At 64.9% G+C, this 26,207-nt stretch carries 22 protein-coding genes; 6 read left to right on the top strand and 16 right to left on the bottom strand.

What is annotated here, in order from left to right:
- Positions 1-16 precede the first annotated feature (16 nt).
- The 11 genes from ACIBG0_RS01265 to ACIBG0_RS01215 all read right to left on the bottom strand — a co-directional run bounded on the left by ACIBG0_RS01265 (position 17) and on the right by ACIBG0_RS01215 (position 13,289).
- Complete coding sequence (locus ACIBG0_RS01265; RefSeq protein ID WP_397028140.1) at positions 17-1,489, bottom strand: class I adenylate-forming enzyme family protein; 1,473 nt, start codon at positions 1,487-1,489, stop codon at positions 17-19.
- Positions 1,490-1,684: 195 nt separating this feature from the next.
- Complete coding sequence (locus ACIBG0_RS01260) at positions 1,685-3,358, bottom strand: FAD-binding protein (protein ID WP_397028138.1); 1,674 nt, start codon at positions 3,356-3,358, stop codon at positions 1,685-1,687.
- Positions 3,358-5,772, bottom strand: a complete 2,415-nt coding sequence (locus tag ACIBG0_RS01255; protein WP_397028136.1) for a CaiB/BaiF CoA transferase family protein — start codon at positions 5,770-5,772, stop codon at positions 3,358-3,360. The genes ACIBG0_RS01260 and ACIBG0_RS01255 overlap by 1 nt, the downstream gene beginning before the upstream one ends.
- A gap of 3 nt (positions 5,773-5,775) precedes the next feature.
- Positions 5,776-6,732: an enoyl-CoA hydratase/isomerase family protein gene (locus tag ACIBG0_RS01250; RefSeq protein ID WP_396958152.1), complete on the bottom strand. Its 957-nt coding sequence runs from the start codon at positions 6,730-6,732 to the stop codon at positions 5,776-5,778.
- Positions 6,725-7,879, bottom strand: coding sequence for a M24 family metallopeptidase (locus ACIBG0_RS01245; RefSeq protein ID WP_397028135.1), 1,155 nt, complete (start codon positions 7,877-7,879; stop codon positions 6,725-6,727). Before ACIBG0_RS01245 ends, ACIBG0_RS01250 begins: the two co-directional genes overlap by 8 nt.
- Positions 7,869-9,104, bottom strand: a complete 1,236-nt coding sequence (locus ACIBG0_RS01240; RefSeq protein WP_397028134.1) for a M24 family metallopeptidase — start codon at positions 9,102-9,104, stop codon at positions 7,869-7,871. The genes ACIBG0_RS01245 and ACIBG0_RS01240 overlap by 11 nt, the downstream gene beginning before the upstream one ends.
- On the bottom strand, positions 9,101-10,273 hold the full coding sequence (locus tag ACIBG0_RS01235) for an amidohydrolase family protein (RefSeq protein WP_397028132.1): 1,173 nt from the start codon (positions 10,271-10,273) through the stop codon (positions 9,101-9,103). The genes ACIBG0_RS01240 and ACIBG0_RS01235 overlap by 4 nt, the downstream gene beginning before the upstream one ends.
- Before the next feature lie 33 nt (positions 10,274-10,306).
- Complete coding sequence (locus ACIBG0_RS01230; RefSeq protein ID WP_397028131.1) at positions 10,307-11,545, bottom strand: cytochrome P450; 1,239 nt, start codon at positions 11,543-11,545, stop codon at positions 10,307-10,309.
- Positions 11,546-11,553: 8 nt separating this feature from the next.
- Positions 11,554-11,748 carry a ferredoxin gene (locus tag ACIBG0_RS01225; RefSeq protein WP_397028129.1) on the bottom strand — a complete coding sequence of 65 codons (195 nt, stop codon included), beginning with the start codon at positions 11,746-11,748 and terminating at the stop codon, positions 11,554-11,556.
- Positions 11,745-12,554 carry an SDR family NAD(P)-dependent oxidoreductase gene (locus ACIBG0_RS01220; protein ID WP_397030151.1) on the bottom strand — a complete coding sequence of 270 codons (810 nt, stop codon included), beginning with the start codon at positions 12,552-12,554 and terminating at the stop codon, positions 11,745-11,747. The genes ACIBG0_RS01225 and ACIBG0_RS01220 overlap by 4 nt, the downstream gene beginning before the upstream one ends.
- A gap of 222 nt (positions 12,555-12,776) precedes the next feature.
- Complete coding sequence (locus tag ACIBG0_RS01215) at positions 12,777-13,289, bottom strand: hypothetical protein (RefSeq protein WP_397028127.1); 513 nt, start codon at positions 13,287-13,289, stop codon at positions 12,777-12,779.
- Positions 13,290-13,596: 307 nt separating this feature from the next.
- On the opposite strand from ACIBG0_RS01215, the gene ACIBG0_RS01210 reads away from it, so the two are divergent.
- Positions 13,597-15,216, top strand: a complete 1,620-nt coding sequence (locus ACIBG0_RS01210) for an MFS transporter (RefSeq protein WP_397028126.1) — start codon at positions 13,597-13,599, stop codon at positions 15,214-15,216.
- Positions 15,217-15,524: 308 nt separating this feature from the next.
- Here ACIBG0_RS01210 and ACIBG0_RS01205 read toward each other — a convergent pair whose 3' ends face one another.
- A complete protein-coding gene (locus ACIBG0_RS01205; protein WP_397028124.1) occupies positions 15,525-16,130 on the bottom strand; it encodes a TetR family transcriptional regulator in 606 nt (201 codons plus the stop codon).
- Positions 16,131-16,264: 134 nt separating this feature from the next.
- Between ACIBG0_RS01205 and ACIBG0_RS01200 the strand changes: the two genes are divergently transcribed.
- Entirely contained in the window at positions 16,265-17,536 is a 1,272-nt protein-coding gene (locus tag ACIBG0_RS01200; protein ID WP_397028123.1) for an amidohydrolase family protein, read from the top strand.
- A 209-nt stretch (positions 17,537-17,745) separates the two neighbouring features.
- Here the strand turns inward: ACIBG0_RS01200 and ACIBG0_RS01195 are convergent, their stop codons facing one another.
- Positions 17,746-18,918 carry a thiolase family protein gene (locus ACIBG0_RS01195; RefSeq protein ID WP_397028121.1) on the bottom strand — a complete coding sequence of 391 codons (1,173 nt, stop codon included), beginning with the start codon at positions 18,916-18,918 and terminating at the stop codon, positions 17,746-17,748.
- Between the two features lie 131 nt (positions 18,919-19,049).
- Between ACIBG0_RS01195 and ACIBG0_RS01190 the strand changes: the two genes are divergently transcribed.
- The 3 genes from ACIBG0_RS01190 to ACIBG0_RS01180 all read left to right on the top strand — a co-directional run bounded on the left by ACIBG0_RS01190 (position 19,050) and on the right by ACIBG0_RS01180 (position 21,772).
- Positions 19,050-20,168, top strand: coding sequence for an acyl-CoA dehydrogenase family protein (locus ACIBG0_RS01190; protein ID WP_397028119.1), 1,119 nt, complete (start codon positions 19,050-19,052; stop codon positions 20,166-20,168).
- A gap of 15 nt (positions 20,169-20,183) precedes the next feature.
- Positions 20,184-20,954: an SDR family NAD(P)-dependent oxidoreductase gene (locus tag ACIBG0_RS01185; protein WP_397028118.1), complete on the top strand. Its 771-nt coding sequence runs from the start codon at positions 20,184-20,186 to the stop codon at positions 20,952-20,954.
- Positions 20,955-21,022: 68 nt separating this feature from the next.
- Positions 21,023-21,772, top strand: a complete 750-nt coding sequence (locus tag ACIBG0_RS01180) for an SDR family NAD(P)-dependent oxidoreductase (protein WP_397028116.1) — start codon at positions 21,023-21,025, stop codon at positions 21,770-21,772.
- A 379-nt stretch (positions 21,773-22,151) separates the two neighbouring features.
- Here the strand turns inward: ACIBG0_RS01180 and ACIBG0_RS01175 are convergent, their stop codons facing one another.
- The gene (locus ACIBG0_RS01175; RefSeq protein WP_397028115.1) at positions 22,152-22,895 is read right to left on the bottom strand and encodes a hypothetical protein; all 744 of its coding nucleotides are present in this window, start codon (positions 22,893-22,895) and stop codon (positions 22,152-22,154) included.
- A gap of 227 nt (positions 22,896-23,122) precedes the next feature.
- Here ACIBG0_RS01175 and hsaA point away from each other — a divergent pair, with 227 nt between their 5' ends.
- Positions 23,123-24,289, top strand: a complete 1,167-nt coding sequence (gene hsaA / locus ACIBG0_RS01170) for a 3-hydroxy-9,10-secoandrosta-1,3,5(10)-triene-9,17-dione monooxygenase oxygenase subunit (RefSeq protein ID WP_397030149.1) — start codon at positions 23,123-23,125, stop codon at positions 24,287-24,289.
- Between the two features lie 75 nt (positions 24,290-24,364).
- On the opposite strand, the gene ACIBG0_RS01165 is transcribed toward hsaA, so the two are convergent.
- The gene (locus ACIBG0_RS01165) at positions 24,365-24,913 is read right to left on the bottom strand and encodes a flavin reductase family protein (protein WP_397028113.1); all 549 of its coding nucleotides are present in this window, start codon (positions 24,911-24,913) and stop codon (positions 24,365-24,367) included.
- A gap of 108 nt (positions 24,914-25,021) precedes the next feature.
- The gene (locus ACIBG0_RS01160) at positions 25,022-26,203 is read right to left on the bottom strand and encodes a hydroxylase (protein WP_397028111.1); all 1,182 of its coding nucleotides are present in this window, start codon (positions 26,201-26,203) and stop codon (positions 25,022-25,024) included.
- Between the last annotated feature and the right edge of the window lie 4 nt (positions 26,204-26,207).

Here is a 26,207-nt window from a genome sequence, read left to right as displayed (position 1 = left end):
GGGGTTTCTTACCTCTCTAAGGTGCGCTCAGGTCCTCGAGCACGAGCCTGCGCAGTAGCTTTCCGGTGTCGGTGTGCGGCAACGAATCTCGGAAGACGATCGTTTCCGGGGTCTTCGAGCCGCGCAGTCGCGAGCGGACGAGGGTGCGCAACTCCTCATCGGTTGCGACAGCGCCTGCGCGGAGCACTACCGCTGCGGCGAGGGTCTGGCCCCATTCGTCACTCGGCGGTCCGACCACGCATGCTTGGGCGACTGCCGGATGTGACAGTAGAACCTCTTCGATCTCGGCTGGGGCGATGTTTTCGCCGCCTCGGATGATCGTGTCGTCGGCTCTGCCCTCGATGAATAGGTAGCCGTCGGGATCCACATGGCCTTTGTCGCGGGTGCAGAACCAGCCTTCGGCGTCCAGGAGGCTGCCGGTGGCGTATTCGCCGGAGATTTGTTCGCCGCGTAGGAAGATGATGCCCGATTTGCCCGGTGGTAGTGCGTGGCCATCGTCGTCGCGGACCTCGATCTCGATCGTGGGCAGCACTTGTCCGGCCGAGGACAGGCGGGCTCGGATCAGTGGGTCGTCGGAGAGCAGGGCGGCTCGGTGGTCTTCGGGGCCGAGGATGGCGATTGTCGATGCTGTTTCGGTCAAGCCGTAGGCGTTGACGAAACCGACATCCGAGAAGCGTGTAAGGGCCTCGCGCAGTATGCGTTCGGATACCTTCGCGCCGCCGTATGACAGGGAGCGCAACGTCGGGAGGTTCGCGCCGTGGGCCCCTACCGCGTCCACGATGCGCGCCAGCATCGTCGGCACCACCATCGCATTGGTCACGGCCTCGGCGCGGACCGTGTCGAGCCAGACCGATGGATCGAAGGCGCGCAGGTAAACCAGGCGTCGCCCGGCGAACAGATTCGACAGCATGTTGGCGACGCCTGCGACGTGGTAGGGCGGTACTGAAACCACTACTGCCTCTTCGGGATCGGCGCTGCCGAATTCGACAGTACTGAGCAGGTAGGCCATGAGGTGGCGGTGCCGGAGTAGTGCCGACTTCGGGGCGGCCGTCGTGCCGCTGGTGTACAGCACGACCGCCACGGTGTCGTCGTCGAACTGCGGCTCCAGGGGTGGCGCGTCGGTGGGCACAGCGGCCAGCCAGTCGTCGAAGACGTGTGCCCGCGCCGCCACTCGCGGCGCGGTCGCCGCATCCGCCAGCACGAGAGCGTCGGGTCGCCGCTCGATCAAACTGTTCAGTTGAGCGTCGTCCAACCGGTAGTTCACCGGAACGAACGGCACCCCCGCGCACGCCGCCGCCAAGAGAGCGACCGGCAGTAGCGGGTGGTTCTCCCCCACATACACAAGCGCGGGAGAATCGCGCAGCGTCGCCGCCCCGGCCCTCGCCAGCGCACCGAGTTCCGCCCCGGTCACTCGCCGGTCGGCGTCGCCCAACAGGACACGGTCGGCGAAGCCCGACTCGATCATCTCGACCATCGCTGAGAGATGCATGTCTTCAACAACTTTCGGAATCGAGGGCGGTGATGGATCGGTACGGGACGAGCCGGTCGCTGATGCCTCGTGAAGCGAAGTCGGGTCCGAAACCTGGCATTCCGGCATGCTTTCGGCCCGCGACCGCGCCCCCGCGATCGAAAGCCTGCCGAAATGACGAGAGGTTATGCCGCACAGGCATTTTCGGACGGCGCACTAGGACACCCTGGTATCCGACGCGGCGTGATCCGCTGCGACATAACCGAATACCGCCGACGCCGCGATACTCGCGCCCGCTCCGAGATACTTGCGTCCCATCACGGAGGCCGTGCAGTTGCCCGTCGCATACAGCCCGGGAATCGGCTCGTAATCCGTATTCAATACCCGGGAGAACTCATCACAAAGTAGTCCACCGCTGGTACCGATATCTCCGGGGTACAGCGCGGCGGCGTAGAACGGCCCCTTCTCGATCGGGCCCAGGCTCGGGTTCGGCTGGTGGGTGCGGTCGCCATAGAATCGCTCGTGGTCGCCCTCGCCGCGATGGAAGTCCTCATCGACGCCGGTTTCGGCGAATAGATTGAACCGATCGATCGTCTCTCGGAGCGTGTCGGCGGGGATATCGCATTGGCGTGCAAGGTCTTCCAGAGTGTCAGCGCGCTTCAGCGTACCGCCGGTGATCAACTGCTTAGGCGTGAAGCCCGCGGGTGCCATCCCGAACGGATAGCGCGACCGGTGGCGCGAATCGATGATCAGCCAGGATGGAATCGCCGCACCGTTCTCGCGGTGCCGCGCGTACATCTGCTGTCCGGCCTCCTGATATGAGCACGCCTCGTTGAAATACCGAAGGCCCTTCGCATCGACGATGAGCGAACCCGGCTTGCACCGCTCGGACAGACACATGCCGGGGGTGCCGTCGGGCATGATCCACGAGGGCATCCACCACGCCTCGTCCAGCATGTCGGTCGAGGCTCCCAGACCCTCCGCGATCCGGATCGCCTCCCCGGTGTCCCCCGGATTGGCCGAGGTCCACTCGGCACCGACCGGCAGCCCGTCCGAATGCTCCTTACGCATCGCCTCGTTGCGTGCGAAACCGCCAGCGGCGAGCAAGATTCCGTCCCGGGCACGCACGCGCACATCCCGACCCTCGCGATGGATGACGGCACCGACGACCCGGCCGTCCTCGACCACGAGATCCGTGAGCGCGGACTCGGTCCAGATCGGCACCTCGCGCCGAAGCAGCGCGTCGACCAACCGGGCGATCAATCCCGCGCCATTGGCCGCCAACTTCTGTCCCCGAATGAGTCCGCCGACGGTGCGTCGTCCGACCCTGGCGATGGTTGCCATGCCGATTCGCGTGCGCATCAACGACATCGGCGCCGCTTCCACGGTGTAGATCACCATGCTGCCAGCGAAGCCGGGCCGGATCCGATCGCACCACGCCCCGAGTTTCTTCTTGTCGAAGATCTCCGGTTCGATTGATCTGCCCCGGGCGGATCCGCCTTCGATGCCCCGAACTCCGGCGTAGTAATCGCTATATCCCTCGCAGCGCCGAAATTTCAGGCCCTCGGATTCGAGAAACCCGACCATATCTATTCCGGAGTTGACGTAGGTCAGTCGACGAGCCGGAGACGACGCCGGGCCCGCAGCACCGACGACGGAGTCGAAGTAGGCCATGGCGGTGTCGAGCGAATCGGACACGCCCTCGCGCTGCATCAGCGGATTGTTGGGCAGCCACATCACACCGCCCGACATGCAGGTCGATCCGCCGAGCAGGTCGGACTTCTCCACGACGAGAACATCTTTGCCGAGGGCATGGGCACGCAGTGCGCCAACAACCCCGGCGCCGCTGCCGACGACCAGGAAGTCGGTCGTATGGTCCCAGTCGTTCATCACTTTCCCCTGCCCATTGCGGGCGCCCGCCCGATGACACCGTCGTCTTCCAGTGCGGCGATCTCTGATGCAGTGAGCCCGAGTCCCGCCAGCACTTCCTGGTTGTGCTCCCCCAACAAGGGCGCATGGCGCGTGTGCCAGCGTTCGGGACCGTCCGACAGCGTGAACGGCACCGTGCTGTGCCGGACCGTCGGGTTCACCGGATGCTCGACGTACTCGTAGAAGCCACGCGACTCGAGCTGCGGCAGTTCGGCGATGCGATGCGGCTGCATGACTTCGCCCACCGGAACGCCTGCATCCCAGAGGATTTGGACGATTTCTCCGGCGCTGCGCTGCCCACACCACGCGGCGAGATTCTTGTCGATGAGATCGTGCTGGTCGCGACGCCCGCTGGCGGTGGACAGCTCCAGTTCCATCGCCCAGTCCGGCCGACCGATCGCATCGCGCAGAGCCGACCATTGCTCATCGGTGGCCACCGCGACCGCGACCCAGGAGTCGTTGCCGCCGTATTCGTCGGTATCGGCGGTCCGGTAGAGGTTTTGCGGCGCCGCTTCCGGTCCCCGATTACCGTCGCGCACAAGCAGTTGCCCGTATGCGGAGTGCTCGATCACCTGTTCGGCGGCGACATTCATCGCGGCATCCACCATTGCCGCCTCGACGAGCATGCCATCGCCGGTACGCCGCCGATGTTCCAGTGCGAGCAGCAGCGCGTTCAGGGCGTGCAGACCGGCATTCGGATCACCGATCGAGAACGGCTCGACCGGGTTCTGGTCGGGATGGCCGGTCAACCAGGTGAGTCCGGACGCATCCTCGATGATGTAGGCGAAGGCCGGGTTGTCCCGCCACGGCCCGTCGAGGCCGAATCCCGGCATCCGGACCATGATCGCGTCGGGGCGCAGCGTGCGCACCTTGTCGTAGTCGAGCCCGATCTGCTCGAGCACCCGCGGGGTGTAGTTCTCGACGATCACATCGCAGTTCTGGATCAGCCGGTGCAGCACCTCGAGTCCGCGCTCGCTCCGGAAGTCCAGCGTGATGCTCTTCTTATTCGTGTTCAGGCTCGAGAAGATCGGCGAGCGTTCCCACCACTGTTCCTCGCCGAGCGGGACACCGGCGATGAGCCGGGTTCCATCGGGGCGGGTGGTCGACTCGACGTGGATCACTTCGGCACCGAGCATGGCGAGCAAGTGTGTGCAGGACGGGCCGGCCCAGAAGGCTGTCATATCCAGTACGCGAAGTCCGTTGAAGGGCAACGCTTTCGCCGTGTCGGTGGCCGTCGTCTGCCGAGCGGCCGGGGGTGTGGTGGAATATCGTTCCCCGTGCTCGCCGAGACGCGGGGCGGGCCTTGGTGCGCGCGGTGGCTCGGATCCCAGGCGGTACGGTGGGGCGGGTTGGGTGTAGCCGTCGCGGGGGTTGGTCACGAACGACCCACGCGCTCGGTAATGCTCCATCTCCGCGATGTTCTCGCCATTGGCTACCAACGAGTTGGGAATTCTGAAAGCCGTTGCCAGCTCCCGGATTTCCTCGACGGTGTGCTCGGCGAACCACGGCGCGATCTCACTGGCCAGGTCACCCGCCCGTCCGCTGATCGAGAACGGCGCGCTCTCGTCGATCCACTCCGGGTGGCCGACCATCGCGCACAGGTCGAACCACTGCTGGGCGGTCCCGCATCCGACGGCCACCATGCCGTCCTTAGCACTGGCCACCCCGGGCACCATGAGCCCTCGTCCCGGGCGCATCAGCCGACCGAGCGCCTCGAAGAACGTGACGGAATAGTAAGTGAGACTGAGGATCTGGGTCTCCAGCATGGATAGGTCGACCAGCGCGCCCACGCCGGTGTCGAGAATCCGTGCCCGCGACGCCAAGGTGCCGGCGGCGGCATATGCCCCGGCAACCCACTCGCCGATTCGACCTCCGACGTAGACCGGGGCACGGTCGGAAGCGCCGCGGCCGAGCCCGATGATCCCGCCCGACCACGCCTGCAGAGTGAACTCGGTCGCCGGTCGGTCCTGCCAGGGACCATGCAGACCGAATGGGGTGATCGAGGTGACCGTCAGATGGGGATGGCGGTGGTGGATGGCTTCCGGTGTGAACGACGGATGCTCCGCCACCCGCGATCCGCGACTCCACACCACGGCGTCGGCCCCAGCCAACAATCGGTCCACGAAGTCGATCTCACCGGCGTCGTTCGGATCGGCGACGACACTGTGCTTGGAGCACGCGAGGAAACCGAACAGCGCACCGTCGGAACCCGACGGGATTTCGGCGTGCGAGGCCGACCAGCTCCGTAACCGATCGCCCTCGGGCGCTTCGACTTTGATGACCTCGGCACCGGCATCGGCCAGCAGCTTCGTACAGTAGGCCCCCGCGATTCCACTGGAGAAATCGACGACCACATAACCATCGAGCGGTTCCACGAGCTAGTCCTTCCGCTCCCGAGCGCGCTTGCTCAGCCGCCATTCCGGCGGGAATTTGCTGTCGTTGTCCTTGACCGCGTTATTGATTCCGCGATTCATGGCCTGGTCGAACATCATGTCGTCGGTGTCGGGTGCCGCGAAGCCGCCGACCGTCTCGAAGAGTCCGCTGATCATGCTGCCCAGGTATTCGCCCTGGTACTGCTTCATGAACTCGAAGAAGGACTTCTGCATGAACACGGTGTCCGTGGGCCGGTTGCTGGCACAGGCCTGTGCGTACTTGTCCACTTCCGCTTCCAGCTGGTCCCTCGGGACGACACTGTTGAGGAAGTTGCACTGGTACATTTCCGCGGCGGTGAACGCCCGCCCGGTGAACACCATCTCCTGGAATTTACGCAGACCCATGGTCTGCGCCCACCACCACATGCGCGGCGCCCACCCGACATAGCGGAAGGCCGGATGGCCGAACAGCGCGTCGTCGGAGGAGATCACCAGATCGGCGTCGGCGGCCTGATAGAAGTGCCACCCGTAACAGTAACCCTTCACCTCCAGGATGCTGATCTTCTTGAAATCCTGGAGACTGCGAATTCCGGAGTGGGAGTTGGCATACCACGAGCTGAGCGTGGCGCCGTGCCGGAACGAATTCTGCGGCGGATAGGTGACTTCGTCCGCGCCGATACGGAATTCGGCGAGCTTGGGCCCCTGATCGGGGTTGGTGTGCGCCGCCATGAACTCCGGCAAATCGGCACCGGTGCCGAGATCATCGCCCTCGCCACGGATTACGAGTACCTTCACGTCATCGTCGACACTGGCGCGGTGCAACAGATCGGCATAGCGCACGCGAGCGGCGATGGTCGGCGCATTGAGGTGGTCGGGCCGATTGAACGTGATCGTCGCGATCTTGGTCTTGGGATCCTTCTCGTAGAGGATGATTTCCTCCGCGGAAGGCGCGGGCTCACTCATTCGCCGCTCCGATCGCGATGCCCGCGTTGCTGTTCCACGACGGACCGGAGGTCAGCACCTCGGGGCCATCGGCGGTGATCAGCACCATCTCCCGCCCGAAGACCGCACCGATACCCTGCTCCCAGACATAACCGGTTACGGCGAGCACCATCCCGGGTTCCAGATACTCCGCGGCAGCGGTTGCCGGAAGTCGCGGCGATACCACGGGTGCGTCGAATCCCAGCCCCAGCGCATGGGCCACCGGCAGCGGCGGCAGCGGTTCGCCCGCGGCTTCGTAAGCACTCAGGAATTCGCTGGCGAGTCGACCCGGCCGACAAGCACCGAGCAGGCGCGACCAGAGCTGATCCCACCGCTCGTAGAGCGCGGTTGTGCCGTCTTTCGGCGCCCACGTCGGCCAGGTCCGGCCGATCTGGGCGATGTAGCCATTTCCGATGACTCCCGCGGAGAACGCAACCAGGTCACCGGCCTGCGCACGCCGATCACCCGGCGCCCGCCGCCACGGGTGATCCGGTGCGGTCACCCATGCGGCGTCCTGAGTGGCCGGGGTACTCATGCCCCCAGCCGCCATGGCCTGCAGCATGACTCCGGTCAGCGTCTTCTCGGTGACCCCGGGCCGCAGTTCGGCGACCGCCGCCGCCAGGCCCGCTTCCGCGATGCGGATCGAATCCCGAAGCACCACAATTTCTTCGGGAGTCTTGATCCGCCGGGCGGCCCGCATGGCCTGCTCGCCGTCGACCAGCTCCGCCTGTGGGAATGCCATCGGCAGGAACTGGGAGAACAGCGGGGACAGGGCATCGGTGCCCACCCGCCTGGCGGTGGCGGCACCGCCGATCTGGCGCAGCACCCCCACGAGGTTGAGCGGATTCCACATGATCCCGTACAGGTTCTCGTGCGGAATGTCCTCGGGAACGCCTTCGTCCCAAGTGCTCAACAGATGAATGTCGCCGGTTTCACGGACGAGGACGCATCCGGGACCGAATGGTCTGGTTCCGGCGGTCCACAGCTGCGGTGTACCCGTGACGTAGCGAATATTGGCCTGCCTGCCCAATACGAGCAGGTCGAGGTCGTGGGCTTCCATCTGGGCCAGCACGCGCGCCCGTCGCCCGAGACGGAGTGCGCGTTCGTCGGCCAGGATTTCAGTTGCCATAGGGGGCGTAGGTGTAGTCGGTCAACGGAATGAAGCCTTCCTCGGTGATCACGATGATCTCCTCGCTGCGATAGCCCCCGGTGCCGTCCTCCCACACCACCGGTTCCAGCACCACCACCGTTCCCGGTGCGAGGACGAAGTTCTTGTCGAAGTCTTCGCCCAGGTCAGTGCCGATCATGGGCATCTCGGCGGGGCCGACCCCGATACCGTGCCCCAGATAGAAGTGGGGCAGCCAGGGCTTTTCGCCGCCGTTGGCGTCGATGGCCGCCCTGGCCAGGTCATTCAGCGAGGCTCCGGCGCGAGTCACCGCGAGCACCGCGTCCAAGATCGCCCGCCATCTGGTGAATTGCGCCTGCTGCCGCGGGGTGGGGTCCTGGCCAACGACCCAGGTCCGGCCGAAGTCGGAGCAGTAGCCGCCGTAGCTGATGCTCACGTCGGTCCACAGCACATCGCCGCGTACCAGCTCCCGTTCGGTCGTCAGCAGGGGCAGCGCAAGATCGTCGTGAACGGTCCAGACGCCTGCTTGCTTGCTTTCCGGCATGACCTGCCAGATGGGGTCGAGGATATTAGCGGTGGCGCCGAGTTCGAACGCCCGCCGCACGAATGCCGCCGAGAGGTCGATCTGGCGGATTCCGGGTGCCAGCGCCGCCTGGACATCGACCATCGCGGTGTCGGTAATCCTGCACGCGGTGCGAATACAGGCCAGCTCGTCCTGGGTCTTGACCAATTTGGCCGTGCTGAGCACCAGTGCCGCGTCGGTGGGCGGACCGGACGGGAACAATCTCTGCTCGGCGCGCCGCATCGCTCCGGTGGATTGGTCCACGGCCATCCGCGCCCCGCTGGGGACGAGTTCGGCCAGGATCCGCGCGAAATCGGCTACGCCTTCATCGAATTCGAGATAGACCGGTCCGTGAACATAATCCGCGGGCAGCTCGGTTTCGGTGGCCGCGCCCTCACGGAAGGGCAGGAACAGATGCGGCCACTCGTCGTCAACCAGGACCACCGCGACCGGGCACTCGATATGCGACAAACCGGCGTCGCCGAGCGGCCAGCTCGCTCCGGTCGCATACATGACGGACTGATCTTCGAGCAGGACCAGCGCATCCACGCCCTGCTCCGCCATCGCCGCCCGTAACCGAGCTCCGGTTTCGCGCCGCATGCGGGCGCGATCCGGTTCGTCCGGAATCTGGACCGCCGTCCCTACCGCTGTCGGAGAATTAGTCATTCGATACCCAGGAACTTCTTGATATTGCCGCTGACGATTTGTGCTGCCTTTTCCGGGCCGACCGCGTCGATTACCAGCTGCAGCGACTTCTCCGAATAGCCGAAAGTGCTTTCGTTGTGCGGATAGTCCGTGGACCACATCACGTTGTCCACGCCGATCTGGTCGATCAACCGCAAGCCGAGCGGATCCACCATGAACGCGGCACTCATATGCTTGTTCCAGTAGTAGCGGACGTCGTGCTTCAGTTTCGGCTCGCACATATGCAGGTAGGACGCATACAGATGTTCGCCGTCCTGCAGTGCCGAGGGAACCCAGGAAATCCCGCCCTCGAACCAGCCGATCCGAAGTTTCGGATGCCGGTCCAGAATGCCGGAGAAGATGTACCTGGCAAACATCTCCCGGAAGGAGTCGACATTGACCATCATCCCGACCACGAGGGTGTTGAACTCGCAGGGAGCCTTGAGCCCGGTCTCCCCGATGTGATGGGAAATGGGCACGCCCGAGGCTTCGATCTCGTCCCACACCGGGTCCATCGCCGTACTGGCGTAGTCGATCTGGTTGCCGTCGGCGTCCGTACCCGGGTTGAGCGGCAGCAGGAAAGTCTTGAGCCCCAACGACTTCAGCTCTTCCAGGGTCCGGCGCGTACCGGCCGGATCCCACCAGTTGATCAGCCCCGCGGCGTAGAACCGCCCCTTGGAGCGCTCCTGCAGGCCCGCCATGTACTGGTTGTAGATCCGGAACAAGCGCTCGCGCATTTCCTTGTCGGAATGGAAGAACAGCGCCAAGACGGCGTTCGGAAACGCCAGTTCCTTGTAAACGCCGTCTTCGGCAAGCTGCTGAATACGGGCCTCGAGGTTGCCGCTGGCCGCGCCGACGAGGTCGTCGTACTGCATCAGGACGGCACTGAATTCGGGCGGCAGGAACGAATGTCCGGCCGCGCCGACCTGATAGGCACCTTCCTCATACCAGATCCGCGGCGCCTGAGCCTTCAGTTCCTCGGGAAGGTACTGGAAGAAAATATCGTCCGAGAGCGAGATGTGATTATCGGCTGAGAACACCTCCGTCCCTGCGGGCAGACCCACGTCACCTGTGGCGTGACCTTGCCGGTTCTTCGGCGCGCCGTAGCCCTCGGGTGGATATAACGAGACGTTCTTCGTCGGGCTTGACATCACTTGCCTCCATGCATTTCTTGTCGGAATTGGTCACCACTCGACCGGCAGCTCATAGACCCCGAAGGCCAGCCGGTCGTGTTTGAAGTCGATCTGATCGATGGTCGTCGCCAGCCGCAGCGTCGGAATGCGCCGGAACAGTGTCTGGAAGACGATCTGCAGCTCCGCGCGGGCGAGCTGCTGGCCGACGCACTGATGCCGCCCATGTCCGAATGCCATGTTCTGATTGGCATTCGCACGGTCGGCATCCAGCCGGTCCGGTTCGGGGAAGGTGTTCGGATCCCAGTTCGCCGGGGCCAGGTCGATAATGATGCCCTCGTCGGCGCGGATCACCTCGCCACCGATCTCGATGTCCGCCATGGCAACTCGCCGCTGCCCGGTATGGATAATGCTGAGATACCGCAGCAGTTCCTCGATGGCATTGGCGAGCACCTTCGGATCGTCGGTGTCGCGGATGACCGCTAGTTGTTCGGGATGCTCGAGCAGGGCGAGCACGCCGAGACCGATCATGTTCGAGGTGGTCTCGTGGCCCGCGACCAGCAGGCCGACGCCCTGCATCGCGGCCTCCCACTTATCGATCTCACCGGCCTTGACCCGCTCCGCCAGATCCGAAACCGCGTCCTCGGCCGGATTCTCGGCCTTGACCTCGGTCAGCTCCGCCAGATAGTTGAGCAAGCCGAGGACGTTCTGCTGCGACTCCTCCGCGGTGGTGTATCGACCCAGCCCGACATCGCTGTGACGCTGGAAGAATTCGTGGTCGGCGTAGGGGACGCCGAGCAGTTCACTGATGACCAGCGACGGCATCGGTAGGGCCAGCGCCGCGACGATATCGGCCGGTCGCGGACCGGCGAGTATGGCGTCGATATGTTCGTCGGTGATCTTCTGGATCACCGGCCGCAATGCCTCGACCCGCTTGAGCGCGAACGGTTTCGTCAGCATGCGCCGGTACCGGGCGTGTTCGTCCAGGTCCCGGTTGAACACCGACGCCGGACGCGAGTGCGACATCGCCTTCATGCCCTCATTCCAGTGCGGGAATCCGGGGCGGCGATCGTCGACGCTGACCCGCGGGTCATAGAACAGTGACCGCGCTTCGGTGTATCCGGTGACAACCCACGGCTCGCTGCCGTCCCAGATCCGTACTCTGCTGAGCGGTTTCGCGGCGGCCATATCGAGCAGCTGAGGTGGCGGTGCGAAGGGGCAGCGCATCGAGCGCTCCATCGGATATTGGGGCACAGCGGCGTCGGTGGCGGTACCGATCGATGTTTCGGACATGGTCTCCGTCATTCCTCGATATGGATGGCGCGCGCGGGGCAGGCCGCAGCGGCCTGATGGACGTCGTCGGCCCGGTCTGGCGCCGGATGTTCGTTCAGCAACACGACGACGCCGTCCTCGTCGCGTTGGTCGAATACGTCGCCGGCGTACAGCGCGCACTGACCGTTGGCGAGGCATTTGTCTTGGTCGACAATCACTTTCATCGAACGTCCTTGACCTGGCTCTTCATGCCCGCGACGGTGCCACCGTCGACCGGAAGGATCGTGCCCGTCACATACGCCGACCGGTCGCTGCCGAAATACAGCGCGGCCTCGGCGACATCGCGAGCTTCGCCGTCTCGCCGCAGCGGTTTGGTATTTCGCATGATCTCGCGGGCGGCGCCGACAAATCTTTCGGCTTCCTCCGCACTCATGTTCGCGACGGCCGAGGCCAGCAGGGATGTCGGAATGTTTCCGGGTGCGATGCAATTGATTCGGATATCGGCGGCGGCGAATTCCATCGCGGCCGATTTGGTGAAATGTATTACCGCCGCCTTGGATGCGCGATACGACATCACGCTCGCGCCCGCCTGAATACCGCCGATCGAAGAGACATTGATGATCGAGCCGCCCCCGTTGGCAACCATACGGCGTGCCGCTTCCCGCGTTCCCGCCATCGCACCGAGCAGGTTGACACCGAGCACCTGATGGAAATCGGCGAGATCGTCGTCGAGGAATCCGGCATGCATCGCACCGGAAATGCCCGCGTTGTTGACCATGATGTCGAGACCACCGAATCGCTCGACGGCGGTGGCGACCAGCTGGGTGACCTGCTCGGGATCCGCGACATCGGTCTTGGTGAAGATGACGTCCGCGCCGAGGCGTTCGGCCAGTTGTTCACCGCCATCCGAATCCCGGTCGGCGATGACGACCCGGGCGCCTTCGGCCGCGAACAGTTCGACAATGGCCGCACCGATTCCAGCCGCGCCGCCGGTAACGATGGCGACTTTGCCAACTAATTCATTCACCACAGCGTGTATGCCTTTCATCGACGGCCGAATGAGCATCGGCGACCCGCTGCCGCCCGATACTCGGCGTGTGATACGAAAAATCTTGGACAACAACGGATCCCATGCAGACTGGTCGAGTTTCACCAGGCGCTGCGCTCATGGCCGATGCTATTGACCGCACGAATTTCGCGGGTCGCCGTCTCACTCAGTAGAAAACCGAGTTACCGACCCGTATCGCGACGATCAGCAGCTGGCCGGAGCGCCCCCCTGCAACTTCAGCAGACCGCAAAAGGTCGCCGCGGCGACCTTCCACTTCCCGTCGACGCTGATGGCCTTGCCCGCCTGATTCGGCAGGGCCGGGTTGCCGTTGATCAGGACGGTGTAGGTAACCGAGGCATGCGTGCTGTCGTCGAGTTTCACAGTGGACACCGTTGCCGTGGAACCGGCGGCCATCGGATTGCTCGCCTGCGCCGCGAGCGTCGGGGCGAAGATCGAACCGTTCTCCACGAGACCGGCTTTCGTGTCGGCGGGGGTCTTCCCGTCGAAGAATGCGACGAAGACGTCGGTGATTTCCTTGACCGCCGGGTCGTTCGAATCGGCCTGCGCGGAAGTGGCCTGCGCCGCCGCGGCGCTCGTGGCCGTCGTGGTGGTGCTGGCGGAGTCGTCGTTCGAGCTGGAACAACCGATGACAGTCGCCGAAACCACTGCCATGGCCCCGGCGGTGGCCAGTACACGGCGAACGAACAGGTGGGTCATAGTGCGTCCTTGTGAAGGGGGTGTGTTGGGAGACACATGAAAGCCCTCGATGACGCATCGCATATCCGTTGTTCCGCTCAGCGGGCAAAGCGCGCTCGAAGCTCATCGGTGCGACACCGCTCAGTGCGACAACCACTACCGCCGCGCCCCGGTCTCGACCTCATCACCAAAGGTCGCCGCAAGGATATGCAGGAATTTCCGGTGAGTAGGACGAATGCGCGGACGACGGATGCGACCTCATATCGTCCGCCGCCAAGAGCCGCCTCATGTGACTCCCATCTCATCGTTTCTCCCCCTGGAGCGTTCTATGTCCGCTACCACCACTCCTCCACCGGATGAAGTCGACGTCGCCGTCGACACCGGTCGGCTCGAGAACGCCTCGCGACTTCGCATCTACGCGGTCCTCGCGCTCATCGTGCTGATGACCGAGGTCGTCCCCGTGCAGTACACGATGATCACCCCGGCACTGCACGATATGAGCGCCACCTTCCCCGACGTCGGGGCCAACATCAACTGGGTGGTCATCTTGATCGGCCTGGTCGGTGCCTCCGCGACACCGCTGCTGGGCAAGATGAGCGACATCTCGGGCAAGAAGCGGTTGTTCGTGGCGTGCGGCGTGCTGTTCGTCGTCGGCTCGTTGATCGATGCGGTCACCGACAACTGGACGCTATTCCTGATCGGACGTGGTCTGCAGGCGTTCGCCGTCGCCAGCCAGTTCATTGCCTTCGGCCTGATCCGAGATCTGATGCCTCGGCGGTTCGTGGCGACCGCGCTCGGCTTCGTCGGCGCCGGGATCGGTATTGCCGCTGCGATAGCGCCGGTGATCGGCGGTGTGATGCTCGACCACTTCTCCTGGCGGTCGTTGTTCTGGGGTCTGGGCGGTTTCACCGCCGTGATGACGCTGCTCGTCGTGCTCGTGGTCCCCGAATCCAAGCTGCGGGTACGCGATCGGATCGATCCCTTCGGCGCGGTGCTGCTGTCCGCCGGTACGCTGCTGGTTCTGCTCTACCTGGACAACGGCCAAAGCTGGGGTTGGGGCCGGGCAACCAGCATCGCCTGGCTGGTTGGCGGACTGCTGCTGCTGGCACTTTTCTTCGTGGTGGAAACCCGGGTGAGCCGCCCGATGGTCGACCTGCGGCTGTTGTTGAACCCCAAGGTCAGCATGGTGCTGCTGATGTCCTTCTTCGGTGTAGGCATCATCGCGATACAGCCATTGACGCTGGCGTACATGACCCAGACCCCGAATGCCGACGGGCTGCGTGACCAGGTCGCACAAGGTGTCGTGGCCAAAGCCCATGAGATGACCGGAGCTACGCTCCCCGTCGACATGGTGAAGGTGGTCCTCGATCCCAGCTACAGCTACGGCAACGGCTTCACCATGTTGCAGTACGCGCTGCACGTCGGACTCTGGGCCGGGCTCGTCGCCGTCATCGCCGGCCCACTCGGCGGCTGGCTCGCGCACCGATACGGCGCCCGCATACCGGCGATCTTGGGCTTCGCGGTCAACGTGGTCGCGGGCCTGGGCTACATTCTGGTCGACTACAGCTGGGCCACCTATTCGGTGTTCTACGCGCTGTCCGGGATCGGGTTCGGCTTCTTCTACGCCGCCGTGGCCAATCTCGTCGTCGACGCGGTACCGCAGGAACAGCAAGGCATCAGTACCGGCATGCTCGGTGTCACCATCAACCTCGGCACGTCGGTCTCCCTCGCGATTGTCACTGCCTTGCTCAACAACAACCCGATCAAGGCGAGCATCGACGTCATGGGCAACCACGCCGTCCAGCCGATACCGCAGGTGTTCGGCGACAGCGGCTACACCCAGACTTTTTGGCTCGCACTGGGCACCGCTGTGATCGCACTGATCCTGGCGGTGATGCTGCGGCATGGCCGAGCAGCCGCGCGTGGCGGCGCCGACCACGCCGAATAACCCACTCCCGCAACACCCCAATCCCCCGCCGACGGCCGTCACCCATCGAGCCCACGTCCGGTCGGTGGGCCAGACCTCCCGCGGATGTCGTCACCCCCTGCACCCACCGACATCCGCGGGAGGTCCTTCAAACCCCGGCGCGCGAAATCTACTGCCGCGGGGCCCAAAAGACGGGGACGCGGTGATCCAGAACGGCGCCATCGGTCCGCTGGTGGAGAAGATCGCCTGTCCCGCAAGCCTTCTCGGCGACTAACCTGGCTACCCCTTCCCTTCTGCGGGCCGCCTCGCATCGGGCGACCCCCGACCCGTTAGAGCACGTGCCCGTTGCGTACCGACGAGAGCGCGTCGAAAGCTTCATCGAGCAACTGCGCCAGATCGAGTTCGCCATTGGACGCCGACCAGCGCTCGACGGCGATATTCAGGCAACTCGTCGCAGCGGCGACCTTGATCTCCACCGCGATGGGGACGGGTCCCGACACGCCCGCCCGCTCGGCCAGGGCCGCGGTGAGGGCGGGTCGCCAACTGTGCTGTTTTTCCAACTGCCGTCCGGACAACTCCGGAGTGTCGAAGATGAGTCGCGTCATGGCGAGCGCGGCAACCGGGTCCTCCAGATAGAACTCGGTGACCCCGGCCAATGCCCGGCGCAGCGCCGTCCAGTCGTCCTCTTCGGCGGGCCGGGCACGCAGCGCGTCCGCGAACCGGTCGGCGTGTGCGTCGAAGGCGCTCAGCACCGCTTCCTCCTTGCTGCCGAAATAGCGCAGGAGAGTGCTGCGGGATACCCCGGCAGCTGCGGCCATGTCATCCACGGTGACATTGTGGAATCCCCGCTCACGGGTCAGTTCGTAGGCGACCTGCGCCAGGTCGGCTCGCACGGCGGCACGGGCGATCAATCTCGTGCGCTTGGTTCCGCTCATGGGCATGACGCTACCCTTTGCAATTTCGTGACATAACTGAGCACTGCGAGCTACTCTGACACTCAGTCTCAGTATTGAGGCCAAGTCTCTACTCGCGCCCGCGCGCGGAACTGCCAAGAAAGCAAGGTGCCAACGTGTCGGATTTCTTCGTCGTATCGGGCGATACGCACATCATCGAGCCGGTCGACCTGTTCAAAACCCGGCTGCCCAAACATCTTCGCGACCGTGCCCTCTGGGAGGAGGAGTTCACCCTCGACGAACCGATCGTGGCGGGCGGGCACACCGAGTTCAAGAAGCTGCACACCGTCGGGTTCGACGGTTGGACCATCTCCAAGTACCGCCAGCTCGGCGGGCGAACACCGGACGGCGAGCCGGAGAACATCATCCGGGATATGGATCTCGACGGCGTCGACGCCTCGGTGATGTTCCCGAACCTGTCGCTGTTCGTCCTGTTCACCGATGACCACGAGTTGTCGATGGCGCACGCGCGGGCGTGGAACGACTACCTCGTCGAACGGTATCTCCCATACAAGGATCGAATGCGCCCGACAGCGGCGATCCCGCTCACCGACATTCCGGATGCGGTCGCCGAGATCGAGCGATGTGCGCGCATGGGGTTGGGCGCCCTGCTACTGCCGGAGATCCCACCGCTGCCCTATTGGTCGCGGGAGTACGACCCGGTGTGGGCCGCCGCGCAGGCGCACGGGTTGCCGGTGTTCTTCCACGTCGCCACCGGCGGGGTGATGGTCAAGGAGTCGGTGTCGGAAACGGCGACCACCGTCAAGGGCCTGATGACGGCCATGAATATGGGCAAGGGACAACTCACCGACGATATGGTCGCGGGCCGGACCATGGGCGGCGGGAACACCGCATCGGCCAGCCCGCAGGGCATCATCGCATCCCTCATCGGCGGCGGTGTCTGTGAACGATTCCCTGACCTGCACTTCAACCTGACCGAGTTCGGGGCCGGTTGGCTGGTCTCGTTCATGGGCATGATGGACAAATCCTGGCGAACCGGTATCGGCCAGGACGCCGACTGGTGGCTCGGGTTCTGGGACGACACCCGCCCGCCGAACGACCAGCCGACCATGGGACGACTGTTCGCCATCAACGGGAAATGGCCCTACCCGCTCGCGCCCAGCGAATACCTCCAGCGCCAGATCCATGTGCAGTTCGCCGACGACCCGGTGGCCGTCAAGGCCCGCCACATCACCGGAATGTCGACCGTGATCTGGGGCAACGACTATCCACACGCGGAAGGCACCTTCCGCAGCAGCAAGGAATGCATCGACTTCAACTTCGACGGGGTTCCCGATGACGAGCGCGCGGTCATCCTGGGCGGCACCCTGGCCGATGTCGTTGGCTTCGACAAGACCGTGAAGAAGGCACCCGCCAACGTCGCCTGACCGGGTCAGCGCCCCCGCCACTGCGGTGGGCGCTTTTCCAGGAATGCGGCAAACACCTTCTTTCAAGTCTTCGCTGCGCATTACCCGCGCTACGGCTTCGGCGGTGACGTCCCAACCGTCGGCATCGGACGCGTCGTGCTGAGACGCTAGATCGGAAACCGACGTGCACACCGTCGTCTGTGAACCGGCAACGCCCGAGAAGGGCGCTGTCAGACCGTCAGAACCAGTGCCGACCCCATGCCGCCGCCCGCGCACATCGCCGCGACCGCCGTACCGCCGCCGCGGCGGCGCAACTCGTGGGCCAGGGTCACCACCATTCGGGTGCCGGTGGTCGCGATCGGGTGCCCGAGGCTGCAACCGCTGCCGAACGGATTGACCTGCTCGGGATCCAGACCCAACTCCCGCACGGCCGCCACGGTCACCGACGCGAAGGCCTCGTTGATCTCGAACAGATCGACATCGCCGATGCCGATTCCGGCTCGGTCCAACGCCTTTCGGATCGCATCGATCGGTGCCAGGCCCGTGCGTACCGGATCGACGCCGACGCTGGCCCACGACCGCACCGTGGCCAGCGGTGCGAGCCCATGTTCGGCGGCCAGTTCGGAACTGGCGACGACCACCGCGGCCGCACCGTCGTTCAATCCGCTGGAGTTACCGGCGGTGATCGAGAAACCCTCGATCTCCGGGTGCAGCGGCTTCAGCGCGGCGAGTTTCGCCATGCTGGAACCTCGGCGCGGATGTTCATCGACGTCGAAGACCGATACCCCGCCGTCCCGATCGGTGACCTCGACCGGGACGATCTCGTCGAGGAACCGGCCTGCATCGATCGCCGCGACGGCCCGCTCGTGCGACCCGAGAGCCCAGGCGTCCATCTCCTCCCGGGACACCCCGGCCAGCCGCGCGGTATTCCAGCCGACGAGCATCGCCATATCGTTGTTCGGCGCTTGGGGCGTCGACACGTGCGATGGCGAACTCCATGGGTCCTGCCAGTCGTCGGTACCGGGAATCCGCCGCCGTGCGACGGGTGCCGTCGAGAACGACTGTGTCCCACCGGCAATCACCGCACGATCCATCCCGGCCAGCACGCTCCCCGCAGCGGTCGCCACACTGGCCAATCCGGAGGCGCAGTGGCGGTTGTGCGCCAAGCCGGGAACGTGCGTCAGCCCCGCCTCGATCGCGGCATACCTGGCGATATCGCCGCCACCGGCAATGGATTCGCCGAGTACGACGTCATCGATCAGCTCGGGCGGTAAGCCGCTGCGTTGCGCCGCCTCCCGGACAACGACGGTGGCGAGATCGAAGGCGCTGGTATCGCGCAGGGTTCCCTTGCGTGCGGTGCCGATGGCGGTGCGGCAGGCGGAGAGCAAAACGGCATCAGTCATATAATTCGTTGTACTCTATTACCGCGCTGCCTGAAAGATCCGAGGCGAAAAGCGTGGTGGATCTCGACTCGCGATGTAAAAAAGGATACCTTCGCAATGGCGTTTATGTCTTCGGCATCGGGTGGTGACTGATGAACTTCGAGCTCAGCGACGAGCAGACGATGTTGTGCGCTGCCTCGCGCGACCTACTGTCGGACCGGGCGCCGATCGAGACGTTACGGACCTGGATGGAACGCGACGAAGACGTCGATCCGCAGCTGTGGCAGCTGACCTCCGAGCTCGGCTGGCCCGGTCTGGCTCTGCCCGAAGAGTACGGCGGTGCGGGTCAGGGTCTGGTCGAGCTGACACTCGTCGCCGAGGAGATCGGCCGTGGGCTCGGGCGCGGCCCGTTCGTATCGACTGCCATCGTCGGCGCTGCGATCGCCACCGCGGGCGACCCCGCACTGCGGGCCGAGGTACTGCCCGCGCTCGCCGAGGGATCTGGTTGGGCCACTTGGGCTTTCGCTGAACCGCGGGCACCGTGGACGCTGGACGGGGTACAGGCCGAGGCCCGGGCCGCCGGGGATGGGTTCATCCTCGATGGGGTCAAGACCGCGGTACAGGATGCGGGCGGCGCCCGCTGGCTGCTGGTCACCGCGCGGCACGAAGGCGTTCCGACATCATTTCTCGTCGACCGGGACAGCATCGGGATCACCGTGCGGCGTCAGCAGGTCCTGGATCTGACGCGCGCGTTCTACGAGGTCCGACTCGAGCAAGTGCACGTTCCGGCCAAGTGCCGACTCGAGGTCGGAGCCGCCGAGGTGCAATGGCTGCTCGACTACGCATCGGTGCTGCGATGTGCCGACGCCCTCGGGGTCATGGCGCGCATGCTGGAACTCACCGTTGAATACACCGGGGCCCGCGTGCAGTTCGGGCGGCCGATCGGCACTTTCCAGGCCGTGAAGCACGCGTGCGCCGATATGGCGACGTTCGTGCACGCCTCCCGCGCGGCGACCTACTACGCGGCGATGGCCGCCGATGCCCATGACGCCACGCGCGCCGCATGCGTCGCCGCCTCCTATACCTCCTCCGCCGCCGGGGAGGTCACGGCCCGCGCCCTGCAATTACACGGTGGTATCGGCTTCACCTGGGAGCACGACCTGCATCTCTACCTGCGCCGAGCCGAGGCCGACGCCGTCCTCTACGGCGGCGTCACCGTCCATCGGGACCGGCTGTGCACCCTGCTGCAACAGTCTCCCGCATCCGTCTGAGCGAGAAGGAATTTCATGGAAATCAAGGGCAAGAAGGTCGTCGTATTCGGCGGCGCCTCCGGCATGGGCCGGGCCAGTGCCGAACTGCTGGCGGCGCGCGGCGCCGATGTCGCGGTGCTCGACCGTCCCGGTACGGCGGGCGCCGAGGTCGCCGCCGCACTCGGCGGCAGCTTCCACCCCGTCGACATAACCGACTTCGCGGCGACCGAGCAGGCACTCGCCGACGCGGTGGATTCCCTTGGTGGACTGCATGTCTCGATCACCACGGCGGGCGGCGGCAAAGCCAAGCGCACGCTCGGCAAGGAAGGTCCGCACGACCTCGAGGCCTTCCGTCAGGTGCTCGACCTCAATGCCGTCGCGACCTTCAACATCAGCAGGCTCGCCGCGGCGCATATGAGCCGCAACGAACCGGAGGATCCCGAGGAGACCGGCGAACGCGGCGTCATCATCAACACCTCGTCGATCGCGGCCTTCGAAGGCCAGATCGGTCAGGTCGCCTATGGCGCCGCCAAGGCCGCCATCGCGGGTATGTGCCTCACCATGGCCCGTGATCTCGGCTCCCTCGGCATTCGGGTACTCGCCATCGCGCCCAGCCTGTTCGAGACCGGTATAACCGCCAAAATCCCGGACGAGATGCGGGCGCAATTGGTCAAGGACGCCGCCTTCCCGAAACGGCTCGGCCGTCCGGAGGAGTACGCCAAACTCGCCCTCGCCATCATCGACAACCCCATGCTCAACGGCCAGTGCCTGCGCTTGGACGCGGGCCAGCGCTTCGCCCCGAAGTGATCACGGTTCCGAACGCGAAGTTCAAGTCGGGCATCACATTACGGTGCTCTGTTCGAAGGAGGGACGCGATGTCCGAATATGAGGGCAAGATCGCGGTCATCACCGGAGGCGGCCGCGGCTTCGGTAAGGCATTCGGCACCGCATTGTCGGAACTGGGCGCGCACGTCGTGCTCGCCGATATCGACGGCGGGGTCGCCGAATCCGCAGCCGAGGAACTGATCGCGCAGGGCCGCAATGCGACCGGCGTGGCCTGCGATGTCGCCGACGAGGACGGCGTCGCCGCGATGATCGACGCGGTCGCCGAACGCCACGGCGGTATCGACATCCTGGTCAACAATGCGGGCCTGCATGCCGCATACAACAGGCCGTTCACCGAACTCGGCCTGGCCAAAGTCCGGCGGGTATTCGACGTCAATGTCATGGGCGTGGTCAACTGCACGCTGGCGGCGCACAAGGCGATGAGCGGGCGCGAGGGCGCATCGATCGTCAATATCTCGTCGTCGGCGGCCTACGCCAACCGAACCGTCTACGGCGTCTCCAAACTCGCCGTGCGCGGGCTGACCATGTCCTTCGCCCGCGAATTCGCCCCCGACGGCATCCGCGTCAACGCGATCGCACCTGGTTTGATCTTCACCGAGACCATTCGGGCCGAACTCGCTCGTGACGAGGCCGAGCGCGTCATGGGTCAGCAGATTCTCCAGCGTGAGGGCGAGGAACGCGACATCGTCGAGGCACTGCTCTATCTGGTCTCGTCGAAGGCGTCCTTCGTCACCGGTGAAACACTCCGTGTGACAGGCGGTTTCGCACTCTCCGTCTAGCCGAATTACGCTGCGCGGCAACGACTGTGGCCGGAGCTCCGATACCGAAGGACCGGGCGCATCCGTCGCCCCGCCCCGCATCGCCAGCATTCCAAGCACTTCGGCGTCCGTCGATGCGATCATGTCCCGCCAGCCCTGGAGGTCATCCCGTGCCGGATATTCCGGGGACGGCCCGAGCGTGCCCCGGGCCAGTATCGCCTGCGCCTGCTCGCTCACCGACGTCGGCACGGGGATATCCCGTGCTGGTACGTGCAGGATCGGCCGCGATTCACTCACCTGTATTCCTCCGCCTCGTCATCGGTCGAGATGACCGGTACCTACCCATAAAGGCGCTGCCGGTTTCGTGCAACCCGCGCGAAACCGGCAGCCGCCACCAGAGCTACGCGGTCGCAGGCTCCGCCTCGACGGCGTCCTTCGCGGCGAGTTCGGCTTCCTCGCCCTTGATCGCCTTCAGCAGTACCAGCGGCGTGGCAACCTTCCAGACGAGATAGGCGATCGCCGGAATACCCTGGGCCAGAATGCCATTCCACGCGAACGGGCCGGTCTTGTTCAGGAAGACGAAGGCGCCCGAGATGAGCAGCACACCCAGGAGCATGCTCAGGTGCGCGTACCAGCGCGGGAAAATCGGCTTGGCGCGCTGGTCGAAGTAGGAAGCGAATCCGATCGACCAAACCTGCAGCACGAAAATACAGGCGTTGCCCACATACATCAGCCAGAAGATGTCGGTCATCGCGGACAGGACATCGGGGGAATGGCTTTCCGGCCGATACGCGGCGGCGGCCAGAATCGCCAAGGGGTAGAAGAAGCCGGTCGGCGCGACGACGCCGGTGGTCAGCTGGACCATCGACAGCCAGCCCCAGCCACCCTCGACTCGCCTCATCTGCATGCTGGTCGCGACGACATACGGATATTCGAAGGGCACGGTCAGCACCATGATGGCCACACACAGCAGAATCCCGTGCTGATGGTCGACCAGGAAGTCACGGATCTCATTCGCGGACATCGTCGGACTCATGGGCGAGAGCAAGTCGCCGACACCGTAGGCGACGAGCATCAGTACGAGAACCAGGAATCCGCTCCACGCCGACCAGCGCTGCAATCTGAAATAGACTGATTTTTTCAACGGATCTCCTTCGATCTCTGTACTCATCACGATCAATTCCGTCCCCGAGGACGAAAGCTCCCCCAGTGTGATGACCCGCACATTCGACTGGCGGCGAACTTCCGCAGAGCGGGACGGCCGAACCGCCGCTGCGGCGGCCACGGCAGGTAATCCCGTTCAGCGGCAGCCGCGTGCGAATCCGAGGTGTGCGGCTGGAGTACGCGGTGCTCGAGGCGCAGGATTACCGCATGGACAACGATGTAGCCGAGGCGGTACGCGGGCTGCTGCCGGTCTTGGCCGAACGCGCGGCCCAGGTCGACGTGACCGGCGAAATTCCGGAACAGACGATGAGGGACCTGATCGCCACCGGGGTCTTTCGGCTGCTGCAACCGAAATGGAGCGGCGGTATGGAGGCCGATCCGAATCAGTTCTACGACGTGGTCCGAATGATCGCGGGCACCTGCGGCTCCACCGGGTGGGTGACCTCGGTACTCGGTATCGTTCCATGGCATATGGCGCTTTTCGACGAACGCGCACAACGCGAGGTGTGGTCAGAAAACCCGAATGCGCTGATCTGTCCGTCCTATGCGCCGGTCGGCCGGTTGACACCGGTCGAAGGCGGCTATGAACTCAGCGGACATTGGCGCTTCGCATCCGGCATCGCGCATGCGTCATGGGCAGTGCTCGGCGGGACTGTTTACGCCGACAACGGTGATCCGGTGGATATCGTGTCGGCGCTGGTACCGCGTGCGGACTACCGCATCGATAGGGTGTGGGACGCCGTCGGCCTGCGCGGCACGGGCAGCCATGATCTGCACATCGATCGAATTTTCGTCCCGGAATACCGAACCACGCGCAATTACGACATCACCCACCGGCGTGGTCCTGGCCAGAAATTGAATACCGGCCCGCTGTATCGCATGCCGTTCGGCACGATGTACAGCTATTCGGTCACCGCGCCGATGATCGGCTTGGCCGAAGGCTGTCTGGAGAAATTCCTCACGCGCATGCGCAATATCAACCGACCGAGTTTCGGCGGCGGCGGTCTCAGCACGGACCGATCCGTGCAGATCGCCGTCGCACGTGCCGAATCCGATGTCGACGCCGCCGTGCTGCAGCTGCACCGGAACCTGCACGACCTCTACGAGCGGGCGCGCCGCCGCGAGGACATTTCGATGGAGCTACGGCTGCGCGGCCGCCGGGACCAGGTGTGCGGCACCGAGCGCGCGATCACCGCGATCGATCTGGTTTTCCAGGCCGCCGGCGGTATGTCGCGACGTCGCGGCAATCCGATCGAACGGGCCTGGCGGGACGCGCATACGGGCAGCATCCACGCCGGTAACGATGTCGAATCGTCACTGGCGCTGTGCGGCCGCGGCTCGTTCGGGTTGTACGTCGATGACATGCTGGTCTGAACAGACGGCGACCCCAATGGCCTGCCCTGCCATCGGGGTCGCCGAATTGCGCACTGTTACACCGGGTTCAGGTGACTACCATCCGACGAGCCGGTCCAATACCAGCGGTGCGCTGGCGAGATAGTCGCCGTACCCGCCGCGGAAGAACAGCAGCGGGGTACGCACCGACTCCACCCGCAGTTCGTGCACCTGCCCGACGACCAGGACGTGGTCACCGATCTCGACGATCTGGGCAACGGTGCAGTCCACCCACGCGACAACACCGTCCAATACCGGATTGCCCAATGCCGACGACTGCCACGGCACGCCCTCGAACCGGTCGCGTCCTCTGGACGCCATGCGCCGCGACACATGTTCCTGGTTGCCCGCCAACGCATTTGCGCAGAACCGGCCGGTCTCGCGGATGCGTTGCAGGGTCATGGAAGACGCGTCCACCAGGAACGACACCAGGGGTGGGTCGAGCGAAACGGAGGTGAACGTCCCGACGATGAACCCGTGCGGGCGCTGATCGTCGTCGAGAGTGGTGATCGCGACCACGCTCGTGGGGAAATGGCCGAGCACATCCCGGAAGTGGCGCGTATTGATCGCCACGACCGTCTCCTGCGTCGATCGGATCTCGCTCATGCCTGCGCCTCGCTGGCGCTCGGCTCCGGCACGAGCGAGTGCTCGGCTGTGTTTATGGTTCGCTCGCTACGCTCACTCATAGCCGTCCGTCCTCCCTGACTGTTCCCGTCAGACCATCACGATCATCGACGGCGGCAGCTCGAGCCCCATCTTGACCAAGGCATTCGCGTGGTAGGCCGTGCCAGGAACGTGGATCATGTGCTGCAGTGCCATATGCGCGTCGCGCCAGTACCGCTGGATCGGGTTGCTGCGCCGACCCGCGTTTCCACCTGAGCGCGCGAAGATCTCGTCCAGTGCCGACACCGCCCGCCAGGCGCAGCGAACCTGATTGCGCCGGATATCCGACCGGTCCTCGAGTGTGATCGGCTTTCCGGCCTCCACCTGGTCGTAGAGCCGACTGACGCCCTCGATCAACTGAATCCGCGACGCCTGGATCTCCGAAGCCGCCTCGCCCGCGGCGTAGAGCGTGTACGGATCGTCGCGCACTTGGACACCGGTCACGGCGACCCGTTCGCGCTGTTGGGCCAGGTGCACGGCCAGTCCGCCCTCGCAGATCCCGATGACCGCGGCGGTGAGTCCGAGCGGGAACATGGTCGTGAAGGGCAGCTTGTACACCGTGTCGGTGAGCCCGCGCTTCTCCGCCGCCGCACCCTGCATGATTTCGTCCTGGACGATCACCCGGTGGTCGGGCAGGAACGCCCCCTCGATCACGACGTCCTTACTGCCGGTGCCACACAGGCCGACCACGTCCCAGGAATCGTCGATGATCTTGTAGTCCGCGCGGGGAACGACCACGTGCAGCACGGTCGGCGGTCCGGCGGGCTTGCCGGTGCCGTCACCGAGCAGTGCGCCTAGGAAGACCCAGTCGCAGTGGTCGGTGCCCGAGGAGAACGGCCAGCGCCCGGTGAGCCGGTAGCCACCCTCGACCGGATCGGCGACACCCATCGGCATATAGGGCGAGGCGATCCAGGTGTCCGGGTTCTCGCCCCAAACCTCTTGCGGCAGACGGGGATCCATCTGTGCCATCTCCCACGGGTGGACGCCGACGACGCCGCACACCCACCCCGCGGCGGGGTCGTGCTGCGCGACCGCCATCACGGTTTCGGCGAAGTCGCGCGGGTGCGCTTCATAACCACCGAACTCCTTGGGCTGCAGCAGCCGGATCACCCCGGCAGACCGCAGCAGTTGGGCGGTCTTATCGCTCAGCTTGCCGAGCTTCTCGTTCTCCTCGGCGAGCGCGGCCAGTTCCGGCCCCAGCTCCTCGACACGTTGGACTACTTCGTGTGCCACGACG

The organism is Nocardia sp. NPDC050630, assembly GCF_044457245.1.
In the GTDB taxonomy this organism is placed as follows: Bacteria; Actinomycetota; Actinomycetes; order Mycobacteriales; family Mycobacteriaceae; genus Nocardia.
The sequence above is the reverse complement of the archived record's forward strand: the minus strand, read 5'-3'. Positions and strand labels throughout refer to the sequence as shown.

Coding starts and splice junctions, on each gene's coding strand:
- ACIBG0_RS01260 (WP_397028138.1), bottom strand. CDS start 3,358: ATGAACGACTGGGACCATACGACCGACTTCCTGGTCGTCGGCAGCGGC.
- ACIBG0_RS01210 (WP_397028126.1), top strand. CDS start 13,597: ATGTCCGCTACCACCACTCCTCCACCGGATGAAGTCGACGTCGCCGTC.
- ACIBG0_RS01245 (WP_397028135.1), bottom strand. CDS start 7,879: ATGGCAACTGAAATCCTGGCCGACGAACGCGCACTCCGTCTCGGGCGA.
- ACIBG0_RS01230 (WP_397028131.1), bottom strand. CDS start 11,545: ATGTCCGAAACATCGATCGGTACCGCCACCGACGCCGCTGTGCCCCAA.
- ACIBG0_RS01265 (WP_397028140.1), bottom strand. CDS start 1,489: ATGCATCTCTCAGCGATGGTCGAGATGATCGAGTCGGGCTTCGCCGAC.
- ACIBG0_RS01250 (WP_396958152.1), bottom strand. CDS start 6,732: ATGAGTGAGCCCGCGCCTTCCGCGGAGGAAATCATCCTCTACGAGAAG.
- ACIBG0_RS01190 (WP_397028119.1), top strand. CDS start 19,050: ATGAACTTCGAGCTCAGCGACGAGCAGACGATGTTGTGCGCTGCCTCG.
- ACIBG0_RS01185 (WP_397028118.1), top strand. CDS start 20,184: ATGGAAATCAAGGGCAAGAAGGTCGTCGTATTCGGCGGCGCCTCCGGC.
- ACIBG0_RS01240 (WP_397028134.1), bottom strand. CDS start 9,104: ATGACTAATTCTCCGACAGCGGTAGGGACGGCGGTCCAGATTCCGGAC.
- ACIBG0_RS01195 (WP_397028121.1), bottom strand. CDS start 18,918: ATGACTGATGCCGTTTTGCTCTCCGCCTGCCGCACCGCCATCGGCACC.
- ACIBG0_RS01235 (WP_397028132.1), bottom strand. CDS start 10,273: ATGTCAAGCCCGACGAAGAACGTCTCGTTATATCCACCCGAGGGCTAC.
- ACIBG0_RS01205 (WP_397028124.1), bottom strand. CDS start 16,130: ATGAGCGGAACCAAGCGCACGAGATTGATCGCCCGTGCCGCCGTGCGA.
- ACIBG0_RS01165 (WP_397028113.1), bottom strand. CDS start 24,913: ATGAGCGAGATCCGATCGACGCAGGAGACGGTCGTGGCGATCAATACG.
- ACIBG0_RS01225 (WP_397028129.1), bottom strand. CDS start 11,748: ATGAAAGTGATTGTCGACCAAGACAAATGCCTCGCCAACGGTCAGTGC.
- ACIBG0_RS01215 (WP_397028127.1), bottom strand. CDS start 13,289: ATGACCCACCTGTTCGTTCGCCGTGTACTGGCCACCGCCGGGGCCATG.
- hsaA (WP_397030149.1), top strand. CDS start 23,123: ATGGACAACGATGTAGCCGAGGCGGTACGCGGGCTGCTGCCGGTCTTG.
- ACIBG0_RS01180 (WP_397028116.1), top strand. CDS start 21,023: ATGTCCGAATATGAGGGCAAGATCGCGGTCATCACCGGAGGCGGCCGC.